The sequence below is a fragment of the Colwellia aquaemaris genome (assembly GCF_057548755.1).
On the sequence record NZ_BAAJLV010000004.1, the window covers coordinates 410,178 to 433,137 of the forward strand.

A 22,960-nucleotide genomic window follows, 5' to 3' on the forward strand; every position below is an offset into this window, starting at 1 on the left:
CTTCATTTATGCCATACAAACATAAACAGTTCAACTTTTAATCACTTACAATAACTAACAGGCTCAATTACTATTTAGTTAAGAAGTTAGATTTGCTGAAATGCCTTAACAAAGTTCTTCGGGTGCTGGTGAAACCTGACATGGTCTGGTGAATTTAACCGCTTCTTGCGTTGGGTGAATTGCCTAGCGATGTAACCCCAGTTACCAGTGCGAGAGAAGTAAACCACATAATCGATGTTTACGCCTTTCCACTTGTTTTCAACTAATGTTGCTTCATCATTACTTTCAATTGATTTGACTTGAATCCGGTAAAAAGTTGAGCCGTCTGAAATTACAACATCTGTTTTCTGGCCATGATCTATCATTGGCATGAAAACATCCCAGCCATCATTAAGCAACCAACTGGCCGCTAGGGTTTCATATGAAAGAGTTTTATAGTGTTTAATGGCGCTAGATTGAGGTGTAGTGTTTTTAATAGGCATAGCAATATCCGATAAAATTGATGCCGTATGTCAGATTATGGCCTTCTGAATACGAACCGGATCCGCGCATGCGTAATCCCCAATTAAATCTCACTATATAGCTAATGCTTATATCGAGTAGTAACGAGCTGCCAGCCCTGGTTATCCCTTTATCGGTATTCGCCATTAATACTACTTTCAGACCTGATGGCCGTGAAATGAGTGTAGGTTTAATTTAAACGATGTTTTTAGAGTTTACAACCATGGTTTACGATAACAGCTCTGTGTAGCTTATAACCTCAAGTTCCGCACCTACTACTGGTGGATTATCAATGATTTCAAACAAGACATTACGAGCGTAATCACTGAGCAAACCTTCATTGCGTTTTACCATTTGATAAGTACTACCTGAGCACTGTTCCCACTCAATTACTCCATGTGATTCAATAAGTGTCGAGGTGTCATCTGCACCAGAGGATAGACGCCAGTTATCCGGTCCAAAGCTGCCAAATACTTTATAAAATGTATTTCCATTGTGCTTAACTTTAATGATATTCCATCCATCTGGTGCGTAAATTCGTGGCTTATTGGTATCAAATAGAGATCGCATCATAATTCAACTCATAAATAATTAATTTGGTTATAGGCTGGTATTTTTTAACACTGCTCAGCCCTTCTTCGACTATCAGCAGCACCGACAAGAGCGTCATGCAAAGTTGTATCTTTAATTGCTTCTGCAGGTTTAAAACCTAGCAATGAATTTTGAGTACAAAACCACGCATACTTAGCTTCATCTGGTATACAGTTTAAAAAGTGCAAAACATCTTGTAAGACTGGGTAAATCTGCTTTCTATGCTGATTGACTTGAAAAAGAGGGATAACAAGAATGCCTTCATGAACAAAGCCAAAGAGCTTGTTTAAATAGATAAGTTTGTTGATATGCTCTAAGCCGTTATTACCTTTGTAGCCAATCAGATTGGCAAAATCTGCTGCGTTAACAACTGGGTAATTATCAATATTTGATGTTACCAATGAACGCCAAAGCTCAAATTGTTTTTCTTCAAACTCAGTGTTAAACACATCATTACAGGAAGTGGGTGTTACAGCCTTTATAGGGTTCAATATATGGCGTTCGTATTTCTCGCTAATAATGTCTGTGCCAGATTGTGAAGAAAGATAGGCCTGAACTTCCTCTAGCTGCGCTTCTCCTTTGCGCATATACTCAAAAGCAGACTGACCATTGAACACTTCATTGGGTTTCTGCACCCACGCATCAGCTTGCTTTGAATCACTAAAAACGGTTTGGAGCGAGCGGTAAATATTTATTATGCGTGATGCGCACAAAACCGTAACAACTTTATCGATACTAGCTTTATTTATACCAAGCAATTCATTCTGGTCACTTTCATCGATGAACCAAAGCGTCATAATTCGCTTGGACACTTTAACTGCCACATCATATGTTTTATCGTCAATTCGGCCTTCATTTATGCTTTGAATAATGCCAGTAACTACATCTCCTCTAATCATGCTCTCTCCGGTTATTACGTTCGTTGCGAGGTATTTCGCTAGGTAAGTTTTGATATAGCCACTTTTTATCGTGCTTATAGCACCAGTAGTAAGAGGCTCTTACTTGCTTTTGGATTTCGCCACGAGTTGCACTAGGTCGCTTGCGTAAATGAACAATAATTGATTGGCGATGACGATATCGCTTTTGATAAAAACGGAGCTTTTCACGTAGCTTTTTGACCGATGGAAATTGCGTTAGTAACTGTTCTACAGCACCTACTGAACACTCCATAGCCTTTGCTATTTGCTGTGTTTTGAGCCCTTCCTTTAGCATATCTAGAATTTGCTTGCGCTCTGCTGCAAAAAGGTGCTGAGCACGCCTTTCTATTTCAATCCCATTTTGGATTGCTGTAGATTTGGCAAAACCAATACTCACCTTTGCTGCTTTTGCTGATTGACGAAGGCTTTCGCCATTTCTCAGCTTTTTAGTCAACACCTCAATCTGGGATACGCTTACCCTAAGGTCATTATTTTCAGGCGACAAGCTAACTTGCTTGTCATCTTCAGGATTCTCATAAGCATCAAGAAAACTTTCGATGCCACCAAAAAGGGGAATTATTACGGCTAGGTGCTTAAGGGGGTGATGTTGAGCGTCTGGCTGGTACATTAGATTTACCGGAAAAGTACATATCGATTTAAGTCTAAACAATACCTCATAAACGCTATCAGCAAGTAAACCTTGCCAAAAGCCCTCAAGAGAGCCTAGCCATATAGTTTGTCTAACATTGCCACTGGCTGTCGCTAAACCGTTTTGCTTAAGAGCGTTAATATACGTAGAAGTAATTCTTTCAGGCACTAGCTCTTCATGATTTTCTTGCAAAAGACGTGTACTTTGCTCGGCTAGTAAAGAAGAAATATGGGATCCTTCCACTGCATTGAACTCGTCATCAGTTAAACTTTGCGGGGGCAGTACAAATACTTTGCGTTTTCTGCCTGTGCCTTTCAACTTAGCTTTGTGCAAGTAGCATACATTAACCCAAGGTAGTTGGTGTTCACGATGCCAATATGCGACACCAACCTTTTTTAAGTCATTCTCAACGCAATGCGGGCAGTAAAACAACATTTGCTGTTCTGGAATACGATTGGCAAGTAGTGAAAACTTACTATAACCATCACAGCAATCAGACTTGGCCAGTACTTCAAAAACATCGTCGTAAACATGCGCGCGAATAAACGGGCGAAAGTATGGGAGGATCGTATGTTGAGTTAATAGTTTCTCGGTACTGATGCCAGAATAATCTGCTAATGGCTTAACATACGCGGGAAATATGCTAGTCAATTGCTCACCGCTATATTGCATAAATGATTGAAGAAATTGACTATCGCTGCCAGCATGACTCAACGAACCGATCCTACAGAGCCAACTGTATAGTGTTTCGTTAGGGAATGGCGAAGCTAAGCTACTGCACCTAGCGTCGGCCATGATTCACCTATAAACGCCAACCACAGCAAGACGCTTAATGGAGGCCAGTTTCTTGCTTGGTAAGCTCCAACTTCAATGTTTAATACTTTTCCCGTCAGTGCGCGCTCTGGCTGGCGGAAAAAGATATCAAAGCCATTGGATATTACCCAACTTTTGAATTCATTTTGTATTTCTTCAATAGCAAAAATTGCGCGTTCTGTATTGTTACGGATAACCTTTGAATGAAAGTTCTGCACGCCTCGTTGCATAATATGATTGTGACGATGACTAAGCAGGCTTTCTCGACTATTTAATAAGTCAAAACTAGCATGTTCTACCCAATCTAATGTATCGCTTGGTAAGAACTTTATTGGCTCAACCTTTTCGCCACATGCATAGCAAACACCATCGATAGGCGGTAATGGTGCTTCACGCAAGTCTTTAACTTCAAAACCACACCATTTGCATGTTGAGCTCAGCGCTTTTTTGCAATGTTTATAACAGCGAACTACAGATGGCAATTGATGTGCAACATGCCAGTAAGGTGTGCCAAATTTATCTGTATCTTCTTCTAAACATAGATCACACCAACGCCACTTTTCTGCGTACTTCAATACCGAGTTGTAGCGTGTCGTAGGTGTTGATGTTTGCTTCACTCTTTTACGAGTCTTGCTAAAACATCCTTGATACTTGGTCTGTTTGATAATAGAAAATAATTGGCCGTACTTCGCCAGCGGAGCATAATAAGGTAACAACGTGTGTTCAGCTAATGCCTCTATTCTATTTAAGCCCGCACCATAGTGGCGCAAGACATCGTCAACCATTGGGTGATGAACATACTTGGTAGACAACCGCATGGCATTTTCAGACAGTATATTTAAAACCCGTTTATCATTCTTACCGGACAATAAATACCATCTAGCAATAACACTTAGCATATGCTCACCATCGAGCGGTTGTGGCAAAAATGAAACAACGTTATTCATTAGCGCCATCTTGCAGATAGTTCTTCATATCATTGGCATCTATTGGTTTATGAGGCTCCGGCATACCAAAAGGTGTTGAGTTATTTACAGGGACTGCTTTTGCTTGTTTTACACGACGTTTTTCTCGATTACTTTTAACTTCTTTGTCAGTAATACAAACATTTCCATGCTCATCTTTTTCGATTGCTTTTTCAAACCCCTTAATATTGCCTGTACGAAGTTTTTTAGCGCCACTGATATAAGGCTGAACTGACTTTTATACACCGACTCTAAACGCGCTACATCGTCAGTTTTATAAGCTGCTGCCTTCTCTGGATTCTTGTCTCTAAGTTGACACAATGTCTCATGATGTAAGTACGCTAATCTCGTCATCACGGCAGGTAAGCCAGCACTCAAGTGATGAAACCTTTCCCTAAACTTTTCGCCAGGAAGTTTTTTATTTGAGCAAAGTTCAGGCATAAATAGCGCATCAAACATTTTATTGAAAAAGCTATCTGAAAGTCTGTAGGTTGTGAAACGAAACTCTCTATTGGTCAGCATTCTTCGAGCAATTGTGAAGTCTGCCCCGTTATCTTCAACAAGTAGCGAATCTCTTCCTGTGCTGGTTGTTGATAAAATAATAGGGATACCGAGTTTATTAAATAGTGCTTCAAGCGTAGTTAGGTCGGGGGAATCCTTTGTTTTTCTATACTTCAACATGAACTGCAGCTCATCCACATGTACAAGACCTAGGTGATGGATTACAGCGATAAGCTGCATTTGCCCTAAATGTCGCTCGACGCTTCTACTACCACCTTTATCTTTCCACTCATCGTAATAGTTAGTACCTAACGCTTCATCCACGGCGGCAAAAAAGTTTAACGCCAAAGCTTTGGGCGCAGAAGTTGCGGGTAAATCAAACGAAACCCATACCAGTTGGCTTTGTTTGAATGCTTTTCCTGCGAAAGATTCATGATCAATAATCTGCGGAATAAGGCTAAGCGCGGCTCTTATGGTTGTCGTTTTACCTGTGCCGCTATGGCCACTGACCAGCACACTATTAGCGGTTGTTCTTCTCAGCGACTTATCTTTAAATAATTTACCATCTCTAGCTGACTGCGCGACATCAAGCTGAAGCTTGTTTGTTTCTGGTCCCAATGGGGAGTATAAAGAGTAAGCGTGAAGGACTAGGCTCATAAACTTGTTATAAAGTGCATACAGCTGTGGTACCGGGATATGTATCTGGTCTAATTTCAGCAACTCAACCTGCTGATATACCTCCGGCAAGTCCCAGTAGTTATTTTCAATTACCGGCACAGCGGTCAACGATGAAACGATACTTTCTCTGCTAGTACAAACAGGTATAGCAGCTGTTAATGGGTTCTTGTTTAGTGCTTCAACTTGGTGTTGGTTGTATTCTGCTTTAATTCTCATAAGTTACCTTCCTTAGTTTCCATACATCTCATCATCATATTCAGCCAGATATTCTGTCTGCGGTTCATCATAATCATCAATACTCAGTACTTCGTTTGTGCCTATAACGTTCTCAGCTGTCTGAAGCGCCTTTTGAACTTGTTTTCGAGTCTTAATTCCTGTTTGTATTGATTTATTACGATTTGGTGGAGCAAGCTCTAGCTCCGTGCGCTTTTCTTCTCGGCTAGCTTCGGTAACAGAGTCCCAATAGAGTTTTGAAATTAATGCATTATTACGATTCGCATGTTTTAGATCTTTCTCACCGTCGAATAGGTGTAAGACACTTTCCCAATGATGATTCATGAGTGGATTGGCGCCATTAATATTCTTTGCTTCAAGCTTGATATAGTGCCCCTCATCAGTCTTGTGCCAGATGTTATCAATCCAGTCCCTAACTGGTTTTACCATAATTTTGAATGACTTATGATGACGCGCCTTAGCGTAAAGCTTATTTTCTTTGAAATACGGGTGATGGTACTCAACACCTTCGTAATAAACGCAGTCTTTTCGTACTGTTGCTTGCTTCTCTGGCATGAAAGCCCAGCGCACTTTAGCTTCATCTTCCTGTAATGTTTTGCGCATTCGCGAAGGAAACTCCTTAATACTGCTTTCGTATATATCCTGCGGAGTGATACCTGCGTTGTTAGTTATTGCAAAAAAGTTACGACGTTTAGTTCTATCTGCTGATTGATCGTGGTGAATAATCTCTGCGATGACTTCTTTCATTAAATCATCATAATCTAACTCTGCTTGGTTAGAAGGGTGTTGTTCATCACGTCTTGGTGCTTGTGGCATTGCGCCAGGTAGGTAATGAATTTTCTCGTTCAGCACACCAAATTTTCGCTCTACAACCCCTTTTGCATCGCCGCGAAACACGGCTGTTAGGTTAAAAGTTTCTACGCCAATTTCCGACTTCAAAACGCTACGAATTAAGTCATTAGGGTACTCATTACCATTGTCGATTGTAATTTCACGCGGGATGTATCCGGTTGGCCATTGCTTTTTGTCTAGCCGTAAACCATACCTAGCGGCAAAATCTACCTTATCTAAGCAAGCATTTGCTAACGCCATCGCTGCACCTTGCCAATTTGGGCCATCAAAACCGATATACATGCCTACAATCATCGTTGAGTAAACATCAACAACGAGATATAGAACGGGTCTTCCCATGCTATATCGACCCGAATTATCAAACGGATACTTTACGTAAATATCTAAAACAGTAGCGTCAACTTCATAGCGTTGATTTGCACACATTACTCCATCGAAGGAGCTTCCTTGTTTATCCTCGCAATCTTTCTTAAATGCCAGCTCACCAACTTTAAGTTTGAGCAAGTCTGCTCGTCCAATCACCTTCTTAAAGTGATATCGAAACTGATCATATGTAATAAGCCGCCCCTCTTCGTAAGGAATACGGATAACTTGTTTGTTTATACCTTTTCCTCGGATGAGTTCATGACTTAGAAAATTTTTAACAAACAAACGATATGCAAAAGCAAACGTAAAGTTTGGGTGATTTTTCTTAATAAAAGCCGCAACTCTTTTAATCCACTTTTTATCTTGCTTGGTAACCGCGCGTGCTTTAGATCTTATTTTTTTCTTCTTTTTCTTACCGTTTGGGCCACGTTTAGTCGCATTATTTTCCTCATTCTCGCCCATTTTATAACCAGTACCGCAGTTTTTTAATTTGAACGGTAGCAAAGCATTCTTCACGCTTAAGAAGAAAACAAAGCGATTGAGGTGGCGATAGAATAGGCCTTTGTGTTTTACTTCACTTGTTTCAATCAGGTCATTTATTTCATTAGCTACGCCGCTGCCATACAAGTATTGGTCAATCATTTCACTCGTCGAAAGTGATTCAATCTCACGAAAGTTTTTATCTCTTTTTTCTAACCACGACGAGCGCTTCAATTCATTATTGATCCATTGATCACTTTGGGTAAGTATCGTCGGATAGTTATACTGTTCCGTTTTTAGCTTCTTTTTTCGGATCTGCTCTTCTAATTGATCAACAGCCTTAACTGTGGGCTTACGATAGCTTTTATTCCCAGCATCTTCGTCTGCCCTTAAATTTAAATCATAAATTGCGCAATACGACATGTCCGAGCGAATGTGGCAAATTAGCCAATCGATTTCATGCTTTTGGCTGACTAACCGAGATCCTACTGAAATACTCATGAGGCTAGCTCCACAGGACGGTTTAGCTGAAGACACGAAGAGTGCTTTAGTGGGAGCATCTGATGCAGCACAGTATGTTGAAAAAGACTCAACGAAAGGCTGTCACCTAAATTAAGTAGCTTTGCAACTTCTGAAAGTAGAAAAGACAAAGGTTTGCGAAAATAGGTGTTCCATACCGAAATAAATACTGTCAAATACTCAACAAGTAACGGTTTTTCAACGTCAAGATCCCACGCAGGTTCGCAGAACTTGATATTCCAGTATTCCTCTTTAGTGGCGTCCTTTTCTGTAACCTCATGATATTTAACGCTTCTACGTCGCCAGTACTCTCGTTCAATCGCAAATTTTTCCCATGTGCGTATATTCTTACGCTTTTTCTTTCCCTTTAATTCATCACCTCGATGCCAACTAGCGATCTCTTCACCACTAGAGTCGAGTTCAAATATTTGATCGAAGCATTTAAAACTGTATGCTTCTGTGATGACTTGAGTTGCATTATTGGGGTCCAATCGCTGTGCAACAAAGTCAGTTGTCATAACAAATGCTTCAGACGTTTCCCAATTTCTTGCATGTATGAGATTTCCGGCAACAGCAATATCTAGCGTTTCATCGAGATCAAGAGCGTATTGCTCCATCACTCTTATCGTCCCTGGCTTCCAAAGTAATTTGTGATACTTACGAAGTTCGCCATCACTAAGCAAATGTACTTCGCGCTTTTGTTTTTTGCAGAAGTGCCAATGTCTACGACCAACTTTATTTACCTGCCGCACCGTTAGATACGGGCGATAGTTTTCTATATCAGCAATATCTTTTTTCCACTGGTTAAACTTCTTAACCGTTTTTGGTGTTGGTAAAATTTCTTTAGTCATTACGCACTAGCCAATTTAGTTAGAGCAACAAGCTTTCTAACAAGTCGACATTCACCATCACTCAAAACGTGAACAGTTCGACTTTGCTGATTCCATTTCTTATGCTTTTTAACTTGTGCCAGTTCAGGTAAATATTTTTGCTGCATAATCACTAATCTTTTTTCTAAATACTTATATAATATTTACACCACAAAAGGCTGTATGTAAACACAGTAAAAATCACACAGCGTAGACATAACCATTTGTTTTACTTGCGATTCGCAAGTGTTAAGCCTTGTGGTTTTTATCATTGCGAATCGCAAGTTTTGTTTTCAAGATCGATTAAATCTCAATAAGATAGGAGAGAAGAAATTTTGCTTTTTGTTGCAGATGAATCGGTCTTTTCAGGGGTAAAAAATTAGAAAAATTTACCAAAAAAAATGTGAAAAAAATTAGATTTTTTTATCTGGTTGGTTATTTTGTGTACAAAATAAAGATCTTAATCTTCAATTAGGCTAAGTAATTTTGACTCAATTTCGCCAGATGACAGGCTTAAATCGGCGATAATGAATCACAAACCTTCCTCTTGGGTTTCAACTTATTGATCGTAATTATCACCAACGGATTAAATCAGTAAATAAAATTTTTACGTTACGGGCTATTAAGAGCAAACAATAGGCATCCACAAAATGCAAATTACTATTTGCACAAATGAAAGTTAATAGTGTTTAGTTCCAAATTGAATCGAACCACCAATACTATTAATAGGTTGTTAACTAGGTTATATAATAGTTTGCTACACAAAATAATTATGCAGATTTCTATATAACTAACACCATAAATTTAAAGTCAAAATCTGCAATATCAGCTACCGCTACTACCATAAAATGCTCAGTTAAAATGGCCACCTTAAATTACATTGAACAGGCGTCATTGTCAGGAAAACGAAGCCAGTCAGGTAAGCGATTACCCCTCTTCCATTTTCGAATTGAAGATACGAAATGTTCAGGTGAATTAAAAAGCTCTTGCAGCCACTTTAACTCTTGCCAAGCTCCAGACATTGGCCGAAAGGCATGCCACTTGTCATCATGGAATATTTCTATCGTTTTTGCTGCATTGTGTCGGATCTGTCGACCTGTAGTCGACGTTATTTGACACGAAAGATTTGCACCAGTGATTAGGGGGTATATAGGTTGACCATCCAAACCATACACATTCATTCCTGCATCAAAACCTACTCCTTCTACAAAAAACTTTTCTCTGCGCTTCAGAAAATAGGCCGAAACAGTGGATTTTAACGAATTGGTCTCTCTGGCCGCTTCCGCACAACTTTTGTATACTCCAAAGTTGTACATTACACCAGAAGATGGCGTATAACGACACGGCTTGCTATGCTCAGGATAAATAGGCTCGCCAGTTAAAGTATCATACTCATTGAAACCAAAGGGAAAAGGTATTTTTTTTGTCTGATACCTATTTTTGAAGGTATCAAACATACCTGCAGCTGAATTAGGACGAGCAAGATTTAATTGTTCACTTGCTTGCTGAAGCGATGTATAAAAATTGCCGCAAAGCTTATAGAAGTATTTCAAGCGACCACTAGACATGAGCAACTCAGGCTCGATTTCTGGATATGGCCCGCCATCTGATTCCGGTAAATTTAACCCGATCGGGAACGCACCAAAAGTCTTCCACCTTTTTACCTGTGCCATAAAGTTGAAGTATCCGCCTCTGGTATGTTCATACACCTGGTACGCTGCTTTCATATTTTTAACAGGCTCCCCATAGACAATCATTGGGCGACTGCTCATTTCTGTCATTTGAATAGCTGATTTTGCAAGCCTTTTTTCAATGAGTGTAATGGGCCTCTCAGTGTAAAGTGTTAGCCCCTCCTCATCGAGGATATTAAATCCCTGTTCAAAGTGGTCTAACTCAGTCATGAGCCTGAATTTCCTTACAATATTGGCTGCGCTATCGTCCATCGCAACTGCTGCATCCGTTAGAGTTTTAAAGTCTCCTTTAGGTACGCGGTACTTAGGATAAGTATATCGAGATTCCCAGGCTTTCTTGTTCCCATCAAGCTGATTTTGCTTTTTAACTTCAGCAATTTCTTGGACTGAATTTTCGGGATAAATTCCATGCATTTGATCATCTGATAGGTAATTAAACCCACTTGGGAAACAATTTCTAGAAAGCCAACCTGAATACAAAGCTTTAAAGTTTGAGTAACTGTGGCAATAACGTTTTTCAAGGGCTTCTTCAGTTGAAACATTCAAAACCTTGGAGAGGATATCTGCAATTTCCTCGGCACTGTGTGCCTCAAATGCATCCTTGATTCCAGCATAGTTTTGCTTGTTAAATTTGACTGGTGTTAATGCCTTTTCTCTTAACATTTTGGCTACATGCTCTGGCATTTTCAAGCCTCTTACACCATCTCCCCCTTCAGTCAGATTAGTTAATATACCACTGTTATCACACCGTCTTCCCCAATGCTTAATGAGTTGAATTTCAAGCTCTTTGGCTCGCTCATATGTATCCATATTGATCAACTGGATAAGCACATTATCCCTGCCCACATGACGTATTGCGTTATATTTGTGAACGTTCTTGACTGCATCCATATATGTCTCTGTTCCTGCGGCTTCAAGATAATGGAATGCAAAACGTCGTTCTTTACCAATACCAACGTAAAAAGGGAGTGGTTCTCCCTCGTGTACCTTGTCCTGGCGCCGCAATATGTATAGGTAGGCATCTACATTACTCTTCAAAGCCAAGTGTGACCGAACAACTAGATCAATATAAGGAAACGATCTTATTTTCCCTACGAAGGGTATGTTGAAATAAGGGTGTGAAATGGTCTTCTCCTTGCACAGCTATAATGGGAAAGCTAACCATAAAAACAGTGAGCTACGCTATTATTCAATTCTCGATTTATCTAATAAGATCAATGTGATATGTCACACTCACCTCATACAAAACCTGTAGTATTGTTCGTTGTCGTAAGTCGATGCAGCCTGACTTGGAAGTAACCGTGAACCACGGACTGTCGCAAGAACATGTACTACTGCATTTGTTTGTTAATACGTCCTGTAAAATAAACGACACACATATGGCTAGTTTCTTCAGCAACTATTTCAAGCAGTCTATAGAAGCTTAACCATATGTCTGTTTTTGGCACAAAATAACAGCCAGAGTTGATGACATCTATTTATCTAGCCTAAATCAATACCTTTCAACCTGCATTAGCTTCGAGATACATCTAAAACAAATACATCAATAAGTTTTTTTAGCTCTGGTGGTAATTGCTGTTCTATCTCTACTTTTAGCTCATTGGCCGTAGTTATTCCGTGTAATTTACGATTAGCTACTTTTTCACTGGGGCCAAACCAAATAACGAGGTAAATTCCCTGCTGCTCAGCATCAGGGTGAATTGAGTATCGTTCGTAAAGTTGAGTTGTAGCTGCAGAATACAACTCTGAATGCCATTGCCCTTTTGCTTCGATAACAAGAAGCTTTTGCTCCCCTCCAAATGCCTTTGTTGCCGTTATATCAATTCGATTTTGATTTTTAGTTTGATGTTCTGATCTAATAATTATATTCAAAGGCTGAAGCATAACATGAAGGCGCTCGGCAACAATTTCAACTGAATTAACTTCATCTAGTCGACCATAGTTTCCATTGGTATCTTTGTTATAAAAACGATTAGCTGCATTGAACTCCCCACCTTGTATTTCTTTTTGATAGCGTTCTAACGTATGAATAATTAACGCACGTAGTCCTTCGACAGTAACCACCTCATTATTATCTAACAACTCAACAATATCCTGGGCTGATGGTGGCTCAAAATCTCTTAAAGCCAACTTTCTTTGCTGCTCCGCCTTAATACCTTTTAATGGCAAATGAATGTCTTCATAGCATTTATTATGAAGTAGACGATTAATGACGGTAATTGCTTCCTCGGGTACATCACTGTTCATACACCAAATAATATCTGTTATAAATCGATAAGCTACTTCATTTTTGGGGCTACCTGTTCCCCAATGGCTTGGTAAATGGACTTTTGGCCACTTGTCATAGAAAGCAATTAATATAGCCTCAACCATTTGAGAATTAGGTTTAGGCCAGTAAGGATGTTCTCCTCTGTTAAATGACCCCGAACGGCTCTCAAGTAAAAAAATAGACTGCTTATCTGACTTAAGCCAATCCCAATAAGGCTCAGCCTCTTCTAAGGTTAAAAAATAAAAGGCCCTAATAAACCAAAACTTACACTGATTTAGATGTTTTTCGTCACTTTTCATTTCTGGCAATTGTGAAAGTAAGGCATGACAACGGGTACGTATAACGTTATCTAATTTACTTCGCTCAGAGTATTGAGCAGCAATATCAAATAACTCATCTAAAGCATATATATCAAGTTTTTCAAAATGAGATAACCAGTTAATCGCAAGTTCTCCGCGTAACGAAGCGAAAACTTCATCATACTTTAGTAAACCTATCTCTGGATGTTTACAGTTTCCATTAGCCAACTGTGGTTCTAGATATAGAATGAGAAATTTTTTGGCCGACTCGATATCGGGAAATACTAGACGATCTACTTCAGCTTTTAGCGAGTCTCGTTCCGCCTGCTCAAATTCCTGATAGCTCACGCTTAAGTTGGTTCGAAGAGCCAATAACATTGCTGGCTTAACGTTCTCTAGGTGGCCATTTAACCTAAAAATTTCTATGCACGCTGCTAATAATATAGTTTCGACGTACATACATTGGGAAGCGCATTGCAATTCTGCGAGCTTTTCTAAACTAGGGACGTCTGGTTCAATAAAGTCAAGGCATTTGCATAACGCCATTCTTACTAACTTTTCATCCCCTACTTTTTCGTTAATTTCGGCTGGCTTGTTAAGTACTAGGTATGAAAAAAAACGAAGAGCACCAAAATCTTCTCCTTTTTCAATCATCTCTCGATTATTGTTAAAGTAAGCGATGTTTTCTATACGAGTTTTATCCTCTTGATTTTGCCTACGCCTCATAATACGGCGATGTCTCTGCTCCCATTTAACATATTCTTCCTTTCTCGCCATCCTTGCTTTTCTTACCTTTAATGCCCACTTACGCATAAACGCTGGCTTACTATTAGCTTGGCTACGCATATGCTGTTTAATAGGATTTTTATTGCCTTTTTTATTGTCTTGGTGATAGTGAGCTGGGATGAAATGTTCCCATAATTCAACATTATTATTGTCATATGCGAAATCTACAAGAAACTGAATATCATTTGGACGCAAGCACAAGCCTGCATGAGAATAATGCCCATTGAACTTATCGATTCGCATTTGAAAAATAGCGTCACTATTGGTTAGGTTTCCAAATACATGAGCAATAATTTCTTGCCGTAGTTCATGGTTTTCTTGCAGTGCTTTAACAGAAGCTATATCGTTTGTTCTTCCGTATCCCGAGAAGTTTAGATTTTCTACCCATTGCCATATTTGCAATGGCTGTAATGGTGGTTTTGCTAATTCAAAGAAACGATCTAATAGCGCCCCAATAATTTTGCTAATTCCAATACGACAATCACATTCATAAGCTTTTTTGCCACAAGTACAGGCTAAATCTTCACTTAATCGATCTAATAAAGGAGTAACCACGCTAAGTGATAAACTCGAAATCAATGATTTAATATAGTATCGGCTTTCAAATGTTCGTTCAGAACGTTCTGAGCAATTAGAATAAAGTTGAGCACAGTTTCTAAAATAACGTTCTAGCTCTTGTAGTGAAAAATTATCAATAGAGGTTTTGGTTATCACATGAGTTGCAAGTCTTAGTGAATCATTATTTGCCTCATCAATTAATTGTAACACGTCAGGGTAAGTATCATATTCATTGCAATCAAGAAGGCTAATGATAGCTTGCAAGCGAGTAGTAAAGCTTTCGCTTGAACAGTGAACTATTTGCTGCAACTCCACTAAAAGTTGCGAAACGGCAGGTGAACCTTTTAGTAACTCCAAAATAAATTTACGTAAATCACCATCATTATTTGTCGTAATAATCGTTTTGATTTCGGCTACAACCTCCTCTGTGAAGAAGCCTGCCACACTATAACTACGCCAAAAATCGCCACGCCTAAAATATGGATCGGCTACTTCAACTTCAACCAGTCTAGTCAACAGAAAACGTTTGGATGAATGAGATAACTGAGATGGATCTCCATTAGCAATAACAGCGTAAGGATCCAGTTCAATAATTACCCTTTCAAGGTCTTGATTTCCTAACGATGCCATCCAAGCAACTAAGCCACGTAGTTCATCTCGAACTACGCCATTAGGAGCAATTACTGAAAAACATTGTTCAACTGTAAGCGAATCTGATGGAGTACAAATGCGTTTAACAAGGTTAGTAGCTGCGCCATACTCCGCAACTATTTTATGAATAGGTCGGTGTTGGTCGGAATTGTCACCTAGCTTGAACAGCTTAGTCGCTAATAGTGCATTTTGATCATTTTTATCCACCTTTAACAATGAATATATCGAAGGGTAGATCCTGTCTTGGCTAGTTTCGCTTACACTAATACCCTCTGAGCCCGATAAAAGTAGTTTCGCAAAGACTTCTGATGCTAAAGAAACTTTATCCTCTACGGTTAGCGTAGAGTTAACTTTAACTGCATTATTTACTTCACGCGCTAAATGGTACAAGGCTTGTTGGAATATTGTGCTTTTATCTGAAAAGTGTCCGTCGCTTTCTATGTATGCATCAGCAAACAACTTCAAAAATTGAGGGTTAGGTAGTATAGGGCTAAGCTCAAACCTCCCGATTTCAGCATTGAAGTCGTCAAAATCATCTCTACCGGTATGATTAGAATAAATAGCTCTCTGTTCTACTTCATCAAACTCAGAGAGTTTAACAATTAAAGGCTCTTGACCAATAAACTGTTTAAAAACGCTTGATGATGAATTGCCCCACTCCGACGAGCGACTTGAAATTATGACGTAGTTTGGACGTACAGATGAAACCTTGCCTAATAACTTATGAATACCAGCATCATCAATTTTAGCCAGTTCATCAAAAGCATCTAATACTATTGCACCGTCGTTTACTGCAACATCGATATAATTAAATACGCTTGCAGTTATCGTATTTGTATTTAGCTTACGAGCTAAACTGTTTAATAACTCTGTTTTTCCTGCGCCTGGCTCGGCAAGAATAATAATGTATTTAGATTCAGTTAACAGCTGAACCTCAGTGAAAATATGGTCTTCACGAACAAGTCTTCGTTCAATATAAAAGTCGTCGCTCATCTTATTAACAAATAACCAATATGAGAGTTTACTCAAGCAATTTTATTACTGTGACTTTCACATAACTGTAGGAAATTTCAAGGCAAAATATCAATTAAATAATAGTTATTTCCCTGTTTATGCAGCTAACTAATCATCGTGAGTTTATATTTAGTTATAGACTTCTTTTACCACAAAAAAGGCGAATCATTTCTGATTCGCCTTTAACTGCTCTATGAATTACTCAGTCACAAACTTAATTCCGGTCACAAACTTAATTACGACAGTCACAAACTTAATTCCCGACTGACAACTAGTTACTAGTCTTTATAAGTATCCACACTCGGACAAGAACAAATCAGGTTTCTGTCCCCGTATACATCATCAATACGGTTAACCGTTGGCCAGAATTTATTTTCTGCCACTGCTGCTACTGGGTAAACCGCTTCTTTAATAGAATACGCTCTATCCCACTCGCTGGTAATGTCAGCCATAGTATGCGGTGCATTGTGTAATGGGTTGTCATCGCTTGACCACTCGCCAGATTCTACTTTACGCACTTCGTTACGAATACAAACCATAGCTTCAATGAAACGGTCAAGTTCAACTTTTGATTCAGATTCCGTTGGCTCAATCATGAAGGTACCCGCTACTGGGAACGACATGGTTGGCGCATGGAAACCGTAGTCCATTAAACGTTTTGCCATATCCACTTCAGTAATACCTGACTCGGCTTTAATTGGGCGTAAGTCGATAATACATTCGTGAGCAACACGGCCATTTTTACCTGCATATAAAATTGGGTAATGTTGACTTAACTTAGTCGCTAAGTAATTGGCATTAGTAATCGCGTATTTCGTTGCATCTGTTACACCTTTTTTACCTAGTAAGGCAACGTATAGGTAAGAGATACATAAAATACCGGCACTACCGTATGGTGCTGCAGATACTGCGCCATTGCCTTTGTTGTCTTCAGTGATGTTAATCAATGAATGATCAGGTAAGAATGGTGCTAAGTGCGATTTAACGCCGATAGGTCCCATACCTGGGCCGCCGCCGCCGTGTGGAATAGCGAATGTTTTATGTAAGTTTAAGTGAGAAACATCAGCACCAATAAAGCCTGGTGATGTTACGCCCACTTGGGCATTCATGTTTGCACCGTCAAGGTAAACTTGGCCGCCATGTTCATGAATGATATTACAAATTTCTGCAATTGTTGTTTCGTATACACCGTGTGTTGACGGGTATGTGATCATAATACAAGAAAGGTTGTCGGCTAACTCACTTGCTTTGTTACGCAAGTCGTCCATGTCAACGTTACCTTCTTTATCACAGTCAACCACAACCACTTTCATGCCAACCATTTGCGCTGACGCAGGGTTAGTACCGTGTGCAGAAGCTGGAATTAAACAAATGTTACGGTGTGCATCGCCACGGCTTTCGTGGTATTTGTGAATAGCGATAAGGCCAGCGTATTCTCCTTGCGCACCTGAGTTTGGTTGCATTGAGATGTTGTCGTAACCCGTTAATTCAACTAACCAGTCACCTAACTCATCAATCATTTGCTTGTAACCTTGAGCTTGGTCAACAGGCGCAAACGGATGCATGTTAGCAAATTCAGGCCATGATACTGGGATCATTTGTGCTGTTGCATTTAACTTCATGGTACAAGAGCCCAAAGAGATCATTGAGTGGTTCAATGCTAAATCTTTGTTTTCAAGCTTTTTGATGTAACGTAGCATCTCAGTTTCACTGTGATACGAGTTAAATACTGGGTGCGTTAAAATTGCTGACTCACGTTGTAGCTCAGCCGGAATTGACGAATGACCACAGTCAAGTATTTGCTGATCAAGCGCTGCAACGTCTAAACCGTGCCCTTCACCTAATAAAATGTTAAATAAACGGTCGATGCTTTCACGAGTGGTGGTTTCATCTAATGAAACACCTACTTGGCCTTCAACGTCGGTACGTAAGTTAACGTTGTTAGCTAATGCACGAGCAACAATTTCTTCTTTGTTGTCAACATTAAATGTTAACGTATCAAAGTAATGCTGGTGAATTGCCGTTAAGCCTTTGCTTGCTGTACCTAAACATAAAATGTCAGTAAAACGGTGAATACGTTCAGCAATAACTTTTAAGCCTTTAGGACCATGGTAAACCGCGTAAAACGCTGCCATGTTCGCTAATAATACTTGTGCTGTACAAATGTTTGAGTTGGCTTTTTCGCGACGAATATGTTGCTCACGTGTTTGCATTGCCATACGTAGTGCTGGGTTATCGCGAGTATCTTTTGAAACACCAATAATACGGCCAGGTAATGAACGTTTGTATTTGTCAGATGTTGTAAAGAAGGCTGCGTGTGGTCCGCCGTAGCCCATAGGCACACCAAAACGTTGGCTTGAACCAATAACTGCATCGGCACCTAATTCACCCGGTGCTTTTAATAGCACTAAGCTCATAATGTCTGCCGCTACTGCTACAATACCTTTTTTCTCGTGTACTTTTGCAATTAATGCTGAAATATCGCGTACTTCACCGCTAGCACTTGGGTATTGTAGTAGGGCACCAAATACGTCGTGATCTACTACTTCATCAGCCGGCGCAACGATAAGATCAAAACCAAACATTTCGGCGCGTTGTTTCACAACGTCGATCGTTTGTGGGTAAACATCTGATGAAATAAAGAATAAGTTTGATTTTTTATTTTTAGATACACGCTTAGCTAAGGCCATAGCTTCTGCTGCTGCAGTGCCTTCATCTAATAACGACGCTGACGCTAGGTCTAAACCTGTTAGGTCTAAACACATTTGCTGGTAGTTTAATAATGACTCTAAACGACCTTGGGCAATTTCTGGTTGGTAAGGCGTGTATGCCGTGTACCAGCCTGGGTTTTCTAACACATTACGTAAAATAACGTTTGGTGTTAGTGTGCCGTAGTAACCTAAACCGATATGGGTATCGTTAACTTTATTTAGATTTGCCACTGCTTTTAAGTCAGCTAGAGCTTGAACTTCTGTTTTACTTTCTTCAATCGCTGGTAAGTTTGCTAAGCGAATGTCTGAAGGTACGATTTCGTCGATAAGTGCGTCAACAGACTCGGCGCCAATGTCGTTTAACATAGCTTGAGTTTGTTCTGCATTCGGGCCAATGTGGCGACGAATAAAGTCTTGAGTTTGCTCTAAGTCTTTTAATGATTGAGTAGTCATAAAACAGCTTCTCTATAAAATAGCTTACTGATTAACTTGAGTTAATCGTAATTAAAATATTTAAATAAAAGAAAGCCCCGGTATTCAGATGAATCTTCGAGGCTCAAATAATTCTGTAGCTAAGATAATCGATATTTAGGCAAAGCCGTCAAAACGGAAATTGCATGAGCTTAGTAAGCTAAGTGATTGCAATTTACTGCGCAGACAATGCAGCATAAAATCGATTAGCGACGCTAAATTAATCTTCGTCGATTGAGTTTGCGTAGCCTTCGGCATCAAGTAAGTTCTCTAACTCACCTTCGTCTTCAATTTTCAACTTGAATAACCAACCGTCACCAAAAGCGTCAGAGTTTACTAACTCTGGAGAGTCTTCAAGGTCTTCATTCACTTCGACAACTTCACCAGTAACTGGAGCGTAAATGTCAGAAGCCGCTTTTACAGACTCTGCAACAGCAACGTCGTCGCCAGTGCTTACTGTGTCACCAACATCTGGTAATTCAACAAATACCATGTCACCTAAAAGATCTTGTGCGTGTTCAGTAATACCAACAGTAACAGTACCGTCACCTTCGTTACGAACCCACTCGTGTGATGTTGCATATTTTAATTCTGAAGGAATGTTGCTCATTGTTTTGTTCCTAATCTTTATTTTTAAATTTGTTTTAACTTTACGTTCTATAGTTTGAAGCTCGGCCTTTGCCAGTCAATCATACTATAGCCTAAATATTGTGCATTATTAACCTAGATTAATAACATTAAAGCTAGATCAAAGTTTTTAAAAAACTTTCTTACCGTTACGCACGAAGCTTGGCTTAATTACTTGAACTTTAACTAGCTTTTTACGCATTTCAACTTCAACTGTGTCACCTACTTTAACACTACGCGGTACACGAGCCATCGCAATACTGTGACCTAATGTTGGTGAGAAAGTACCAGAAGTAATAACCCCTTCACCGTCAGTTGTAACCACTTTAAGGCCAGAGCGTAATACGCCTTTTTCTTCAAGTACTAAACCAACAAGTTTAGGTTGGTCGCCAGCAGCACGTTGCGCTGCTAATACTTCACGGCCATTAAAGTTACGATCTTCAGGCTCCCAGCTAATGGTCCATGCCATGTTAGCTGCCAGTGGTGATACGCTTTCGTCCATGTCTAAGCCGTATAAGTTCATACCGGCTTCTAAACGTAAAGTATCACGAGCACCTAAACCACATGGTTTAACACCAGCGTCTAGAAGTTGCTGCCAAAGGTCAGCGGCTTGTTCAGCAGGTAAAGCGATTTCATAACCGTTTTCACCAGTGTAACCGGTAGTGGCAATGAATAAGTCGCCTGCTTGTGCAGAAAAGAATGGCTTCATGCCATCAACAGCGGCAGTTTGTTCTGCATTTAATAATGTTGCTACTTTCGCTTTTGCTTGTGGGCCTTGTACGGCGATCATGGCAAATTCTGGACGTTCAGTTACGGTAACGTCAAAATCAGCTGATTGTTCTGCAATCCACGCTAAGTCTTTTTCACGTGTGGCTGAGTTAACCACTAAGCGGTAGTCAGTTTTTGTAAAGAAGTAAACGATTAAATCATCAATTACGCCGCCTTCGTGGTTACACATACCCGTGTAAAGTGCTTTACCAGCAACATCTAATTTAGCAACATCGTTGATCACGAGTTTACGTAAGAAGGCTTCTGCGTCTGCACCTTTAACGTCAACAATAGTCATGTGTGAAACGTCAAACATACCGGCATCGGTGCGTACTGCATGATGCTCTTCAATTTGAGAACCATAGTTGATTGGCATATCCCAACCGTAGAAATCAACCATTTTGGCGCCAGCTTCAATATGCTTAGCATGTAATACTGTTTTATTTGTCATCGTACGTTCCACTTACGTTAGTTGTTTCATCTTAGTTTTCATGTGCTATTGCTAAGTACTATGTATTACTTATCAAGTAAAACTAGGATAAAGACGGAAGATTTACAAAAAGTGAGCAAGATTATAACTGCGCGACGCTGTTGATTCAACAGATAAAACGGCTTTTAAAAAATTTAAAATGGACAAATAAAAATTTTCCAAATTTAATTTTCAAAAGTACACCTTTAAAAAATTAAATTCCACAGCGAGGTTGTAAATATCCTCAGCAGCAAATTAAAATTTTATCTGGAAAAAAAGAATTAAAAAAATGCTGTGTTTAACCAGTTAACTTTGCATTAACTGGTTGATGAAAATGGCACTTTCTTGACTTGGTGGTCAACAAAAATAACGTTGTCGTACTACTTAGCGTGCTGATATGTTGGTTTGGCGAGTTCGGGCAATTGGCCTTTAAAACCTAAGGCTTGGTTTACCATCAGTGTTTTTGCCGGTTTAATTGTATTAAGCAGTGACATACCTAAGCCACGAATTAACTTTACAGCGCCTTGTTGTGGTGAAAATGCTTGTTTTATCGCTTCCATAGCCGCAATCATTTCCGCCGCTTCACTTTTACGCCAACGAGCAAATTGTTGCAGTGATTTATTGCTATACCAAGCGTTGCTGTCAATATCGCCATTTGCTTGTGCTTTTATCAACTGCTGGGCAATGGTTTGTGCCAGTGCAGCCGCATCGAGCAAGCCTAAATTAACGCCCTGCCCCGCTAACGGGTGAATAGTATGGGCAGCATCGCCCACCAAAACAACGCGGTCTTTAACAAATTCTTGCGCGAAGCGCATGGTTAATGGATGGGTAAAACGTTCACTTTCCAGTGATACTTGTCCTAACTTGCCATCACTTGCGGCAGTGATTTCTTTAGCAAATTTTTCTGCTGATAAGGCTGTAAGTCGCTCAGCCTCTTCTGGGCTTGTTGACCAAACAATTGAACATAAGTCATCTTGAAATAAGGGTAATAACGCTAACGGACCAGACTCTAAAAACACTTGCCATGCTGTATTGTGATGACCTTGCATGCATTTAACCGTAGCAACGATGGCGTGATGGTCGTAATCACGAAACGTTAACGGTACTTGCATTTGCTGACGTACCCACGAGTTGGCGCCATCGGCACCCACCACCAATTTAGCCATTATTGGCATTTGTGTATTGCCTGTTACATTGTTGGCTTCAAAAGTGGCAAACACTTCGTTATCACTAAAACTTAACTGCTGTAATTTATTATCGGTAAAGAAGTTAATACCGCTGTCTTGTTGAGCCTTATGCCATAAAGCATTGCGAATGACTTTATTCTCGATGATATAGCCTAGTTGTTCTGGCGCAATTACCGAGTGGCTAACATCTGATAGTGAAAAATCTAATTGCCCATAACCCGCTTTATCCCAGATATGCATGTCAAAATATGGCTGAGCACGTTGAGCAATTATATCGTGCCAAACATCGAGGTTAGTGAACATTTGTTGGCTTGCGGCATTAATGGCACTAACTCTTAATTCTGGCTCATCGCCCAATGCATCGACAGGCGTATTGTCAACAATGGCGATGGTTAGCTGAGTCTGCTGACGAATAGCAAGTGCCAGTGTTAAGCCCACCATGCCACCACCAACAATTAATAAATCAAATTTTTGCATTATTTTTCACATTTATTTAAATAACTAATAGCGCTATCACTATTATT

At 39.8% G+C, this 22,960-nt stretch carries 15 protein-coding genes; all 15 read right to left on the reverse strand.

Features of this window, described 5'->3' with window-relative positions; genetic code table 11:
• Positions 1–86 precede the first annotated feature (86 nt).
• The gene (locus AC27HL_RS13795; protein WP_487081630.1) at positions 87–482 is read right to left on the reverse strand and encodes a group I intron-associated PD-(D/E)XK endonuclease; all 396 of its coding nucleotides are present in this window, start codon (positions 480–482) and stop codon (positions 87–89) included.
• Between the two features lie 247 nt (positions 483–729).
• Positions 730–1,074, reverse strand: coding sequence for a hypothetical protein (locus AC27HL_RS13800; protein ID WP_487081631.1), 345 nt, complete (start codon positions 1,072–1,074; stop codon positions 730–732).
• A 44-nt stretch (positions 1,075–1,118) separates the two neighbouring features.
• Positions 1,119–1,991 (reverse strand): MbcA/ParS/Xre antitoxin family protein, encoded by an 873-nt coding sequence (locus AC27HL_RS13805; RefSeq protein WP_487081632.1) that lies wholly within the window; start codon positions 1,989–1,991, stop codon positions 1,119–1,121.
• On the reverse strand, positions 1,984–3,453 hold the full coding sequence (locus AC27HL_RS13810) for a TnsD family Tn7-like transposition protein (protein WP_487081633.1): 1,470 nt from the start codon (positions 3,451–3,453) through the stop codon (positions 1,984–1,986). The genes AC27HL_RS13805 and AC27HL_RS13810 overlap by 8 nt, the downstream gene beginning before the upstream one ends.
• Positions 3,426–4,418: a TniQ family protein gene (locus AC27HL_RS13815; RefSeq protein WP_487081634.1), complete on the reverse strand. Its 993-nt coding sequence runs from the start codon at positions 4,416–4,418 to the stop codon at positions 3,426–3,428. The genes AC27HL_RS13810 and AC27HL_RS13815 overlap by 28 nt, the downstream gene beginning before the upstream one ends.
• A gap of 108 nt (positions 4,419–4,526) precedes the next feature.
• Positions 4,527–5,831, reverse strand: a complete 1,305-nt coding sequence (locus AC27HL_RS13820) for an ATP-binding protein (protein ID WP_487081635.1) — start codon at positions 5,829–5,831, stop codon at positions 4,527–4,529.
• A gap of 12 nt (positions 5,832–5,843) precedes the next feature.
• Positions 5,844–8,048 carry a hypothetical protein gene (locus AC27HL_RS13825; protein ID WP_487081636.1) on the reverse strand — a complete coding sequence of 735 codons (2,205 nt, stop codon included), beginning with the start codon at positions 8,046–8,048 and terminating at the stop codon, positions 5,844–5,846.
• Positions 8,045–8,917, reverse strand: a complete 873-nt coding sequence (locus AC27HL_RS13830; protein WP_487081637.1) for a TnsA endonuclease N-terminal domain-containing protein — start codon at positions 8,915–8,917, stop codon at positions 8,045–8,047. Before AC27HL_RS13830 ends, AC27HL_RS13825 begins: the two co-directional genes overlap by 4 nt.
• Positions 8,917–9,063 carry a hypothetical protein gene (locus AC27HL_RS13835; RefSeq protein WP_487081638.1) on the reverse strand — a complete coding sequence of 49 codons (147 nt, stop codon included), beginning with the start codon at positions 9,061–9,063 and terminating at the stop codon, positions 8,917–8,919. Before AC27HL_RS13835 ends, AC27HL_RS13830 begins: the two co-directional genes overlap by 1 nt.
• A gap of 747 nt (positions 9,064–9,810) precedes the next feature.
• Positions 9,811–11,664 carry a hypothetical protein gene (locus tag AC27HL_RS13840; protein WP_487081639.1) on the reverse strand — a complete coding sequence of 618 codons (1,854 nt, stop codon included), beginning with the start codon at positions 11,662–11,664 and terminating at the stop codon, positions 9,811–9,813.
• A 474-nt stretch (positions 11,665–12,138) separates the two neighbouring features.
• Positions 12,139–16,182, reverse strand: coding sequence for an NACHT domain-containing antiphage protein EruA (gene eruA, locus AC27HL_RS13845; protein WP_487081640.1), 4,044 nt, complete (start codon positions 16,180–16,182; stop codon positions 12,139–12,141).
• A gap of 299 nt (positions 16,183–16,481) precedes the next feature.
• On the reverse strand, positions 16,482–19,367 hold the full coding sequence (gene gcvP / locus AC27HL_RS13850) for an aminomethyl-transferring glycine dehydrogenase (protein ID WP_487081641.1): 2,886 nt from the start codon (positions 19,365–19,367) through the stop codon (positions 16,482–16,484).
• 238 nt (positions 19,368–19,605) lie between these two features.
• Positions 19,606–19,995 carry a glycine cleavage system protein GcvH gene (gene gcvH / locus AC27HL_RS13855; protein ID WP_487081642.1) on the reverse strand — a complete coding sequence of 130 codons (390 nt, stop codon included), beginning with the start codon at positions 19,993–19,995 and terminating at the stop codon, positions 19,606–19,608.
• A gap of 147 nt (positions 19,996–20,142) precedes the next feature.
• Positions 20,143–21,231 carry a glycine cleavage system aminomethyltransferase GcvT gene (gene gcvT / locus AC27HL_RS13860; RefSeq protein ID WP_487081643.1) on the reverse strand — a complete coding sequence of 363 codons (1,089 nt, stop codon included), beginning with the start codon at positions 21,229–21,231 and terminating at the stop codon, positions 20,143–20,145.
• Between the two features lie 398 nt (positions 21,232–21,629).
• Positions 21,630–22,913 carry a UbiH/UbiF/VisC/COQ6 family ubiquinone biosynthesis hydroxylase gene (locus AC27HL_RS13865; RefSeq protein WP_487081644.1) on the reverse strand — a complete coding sequence of 428 codons (1,284 nt, stop codon included), beginning with the start codon at positions 22,911–22,913 and terminating at the stop codon, positions 21,630–21,632.
• Positions 22,914–22,960: the final 47 nt, after the last annotated feature.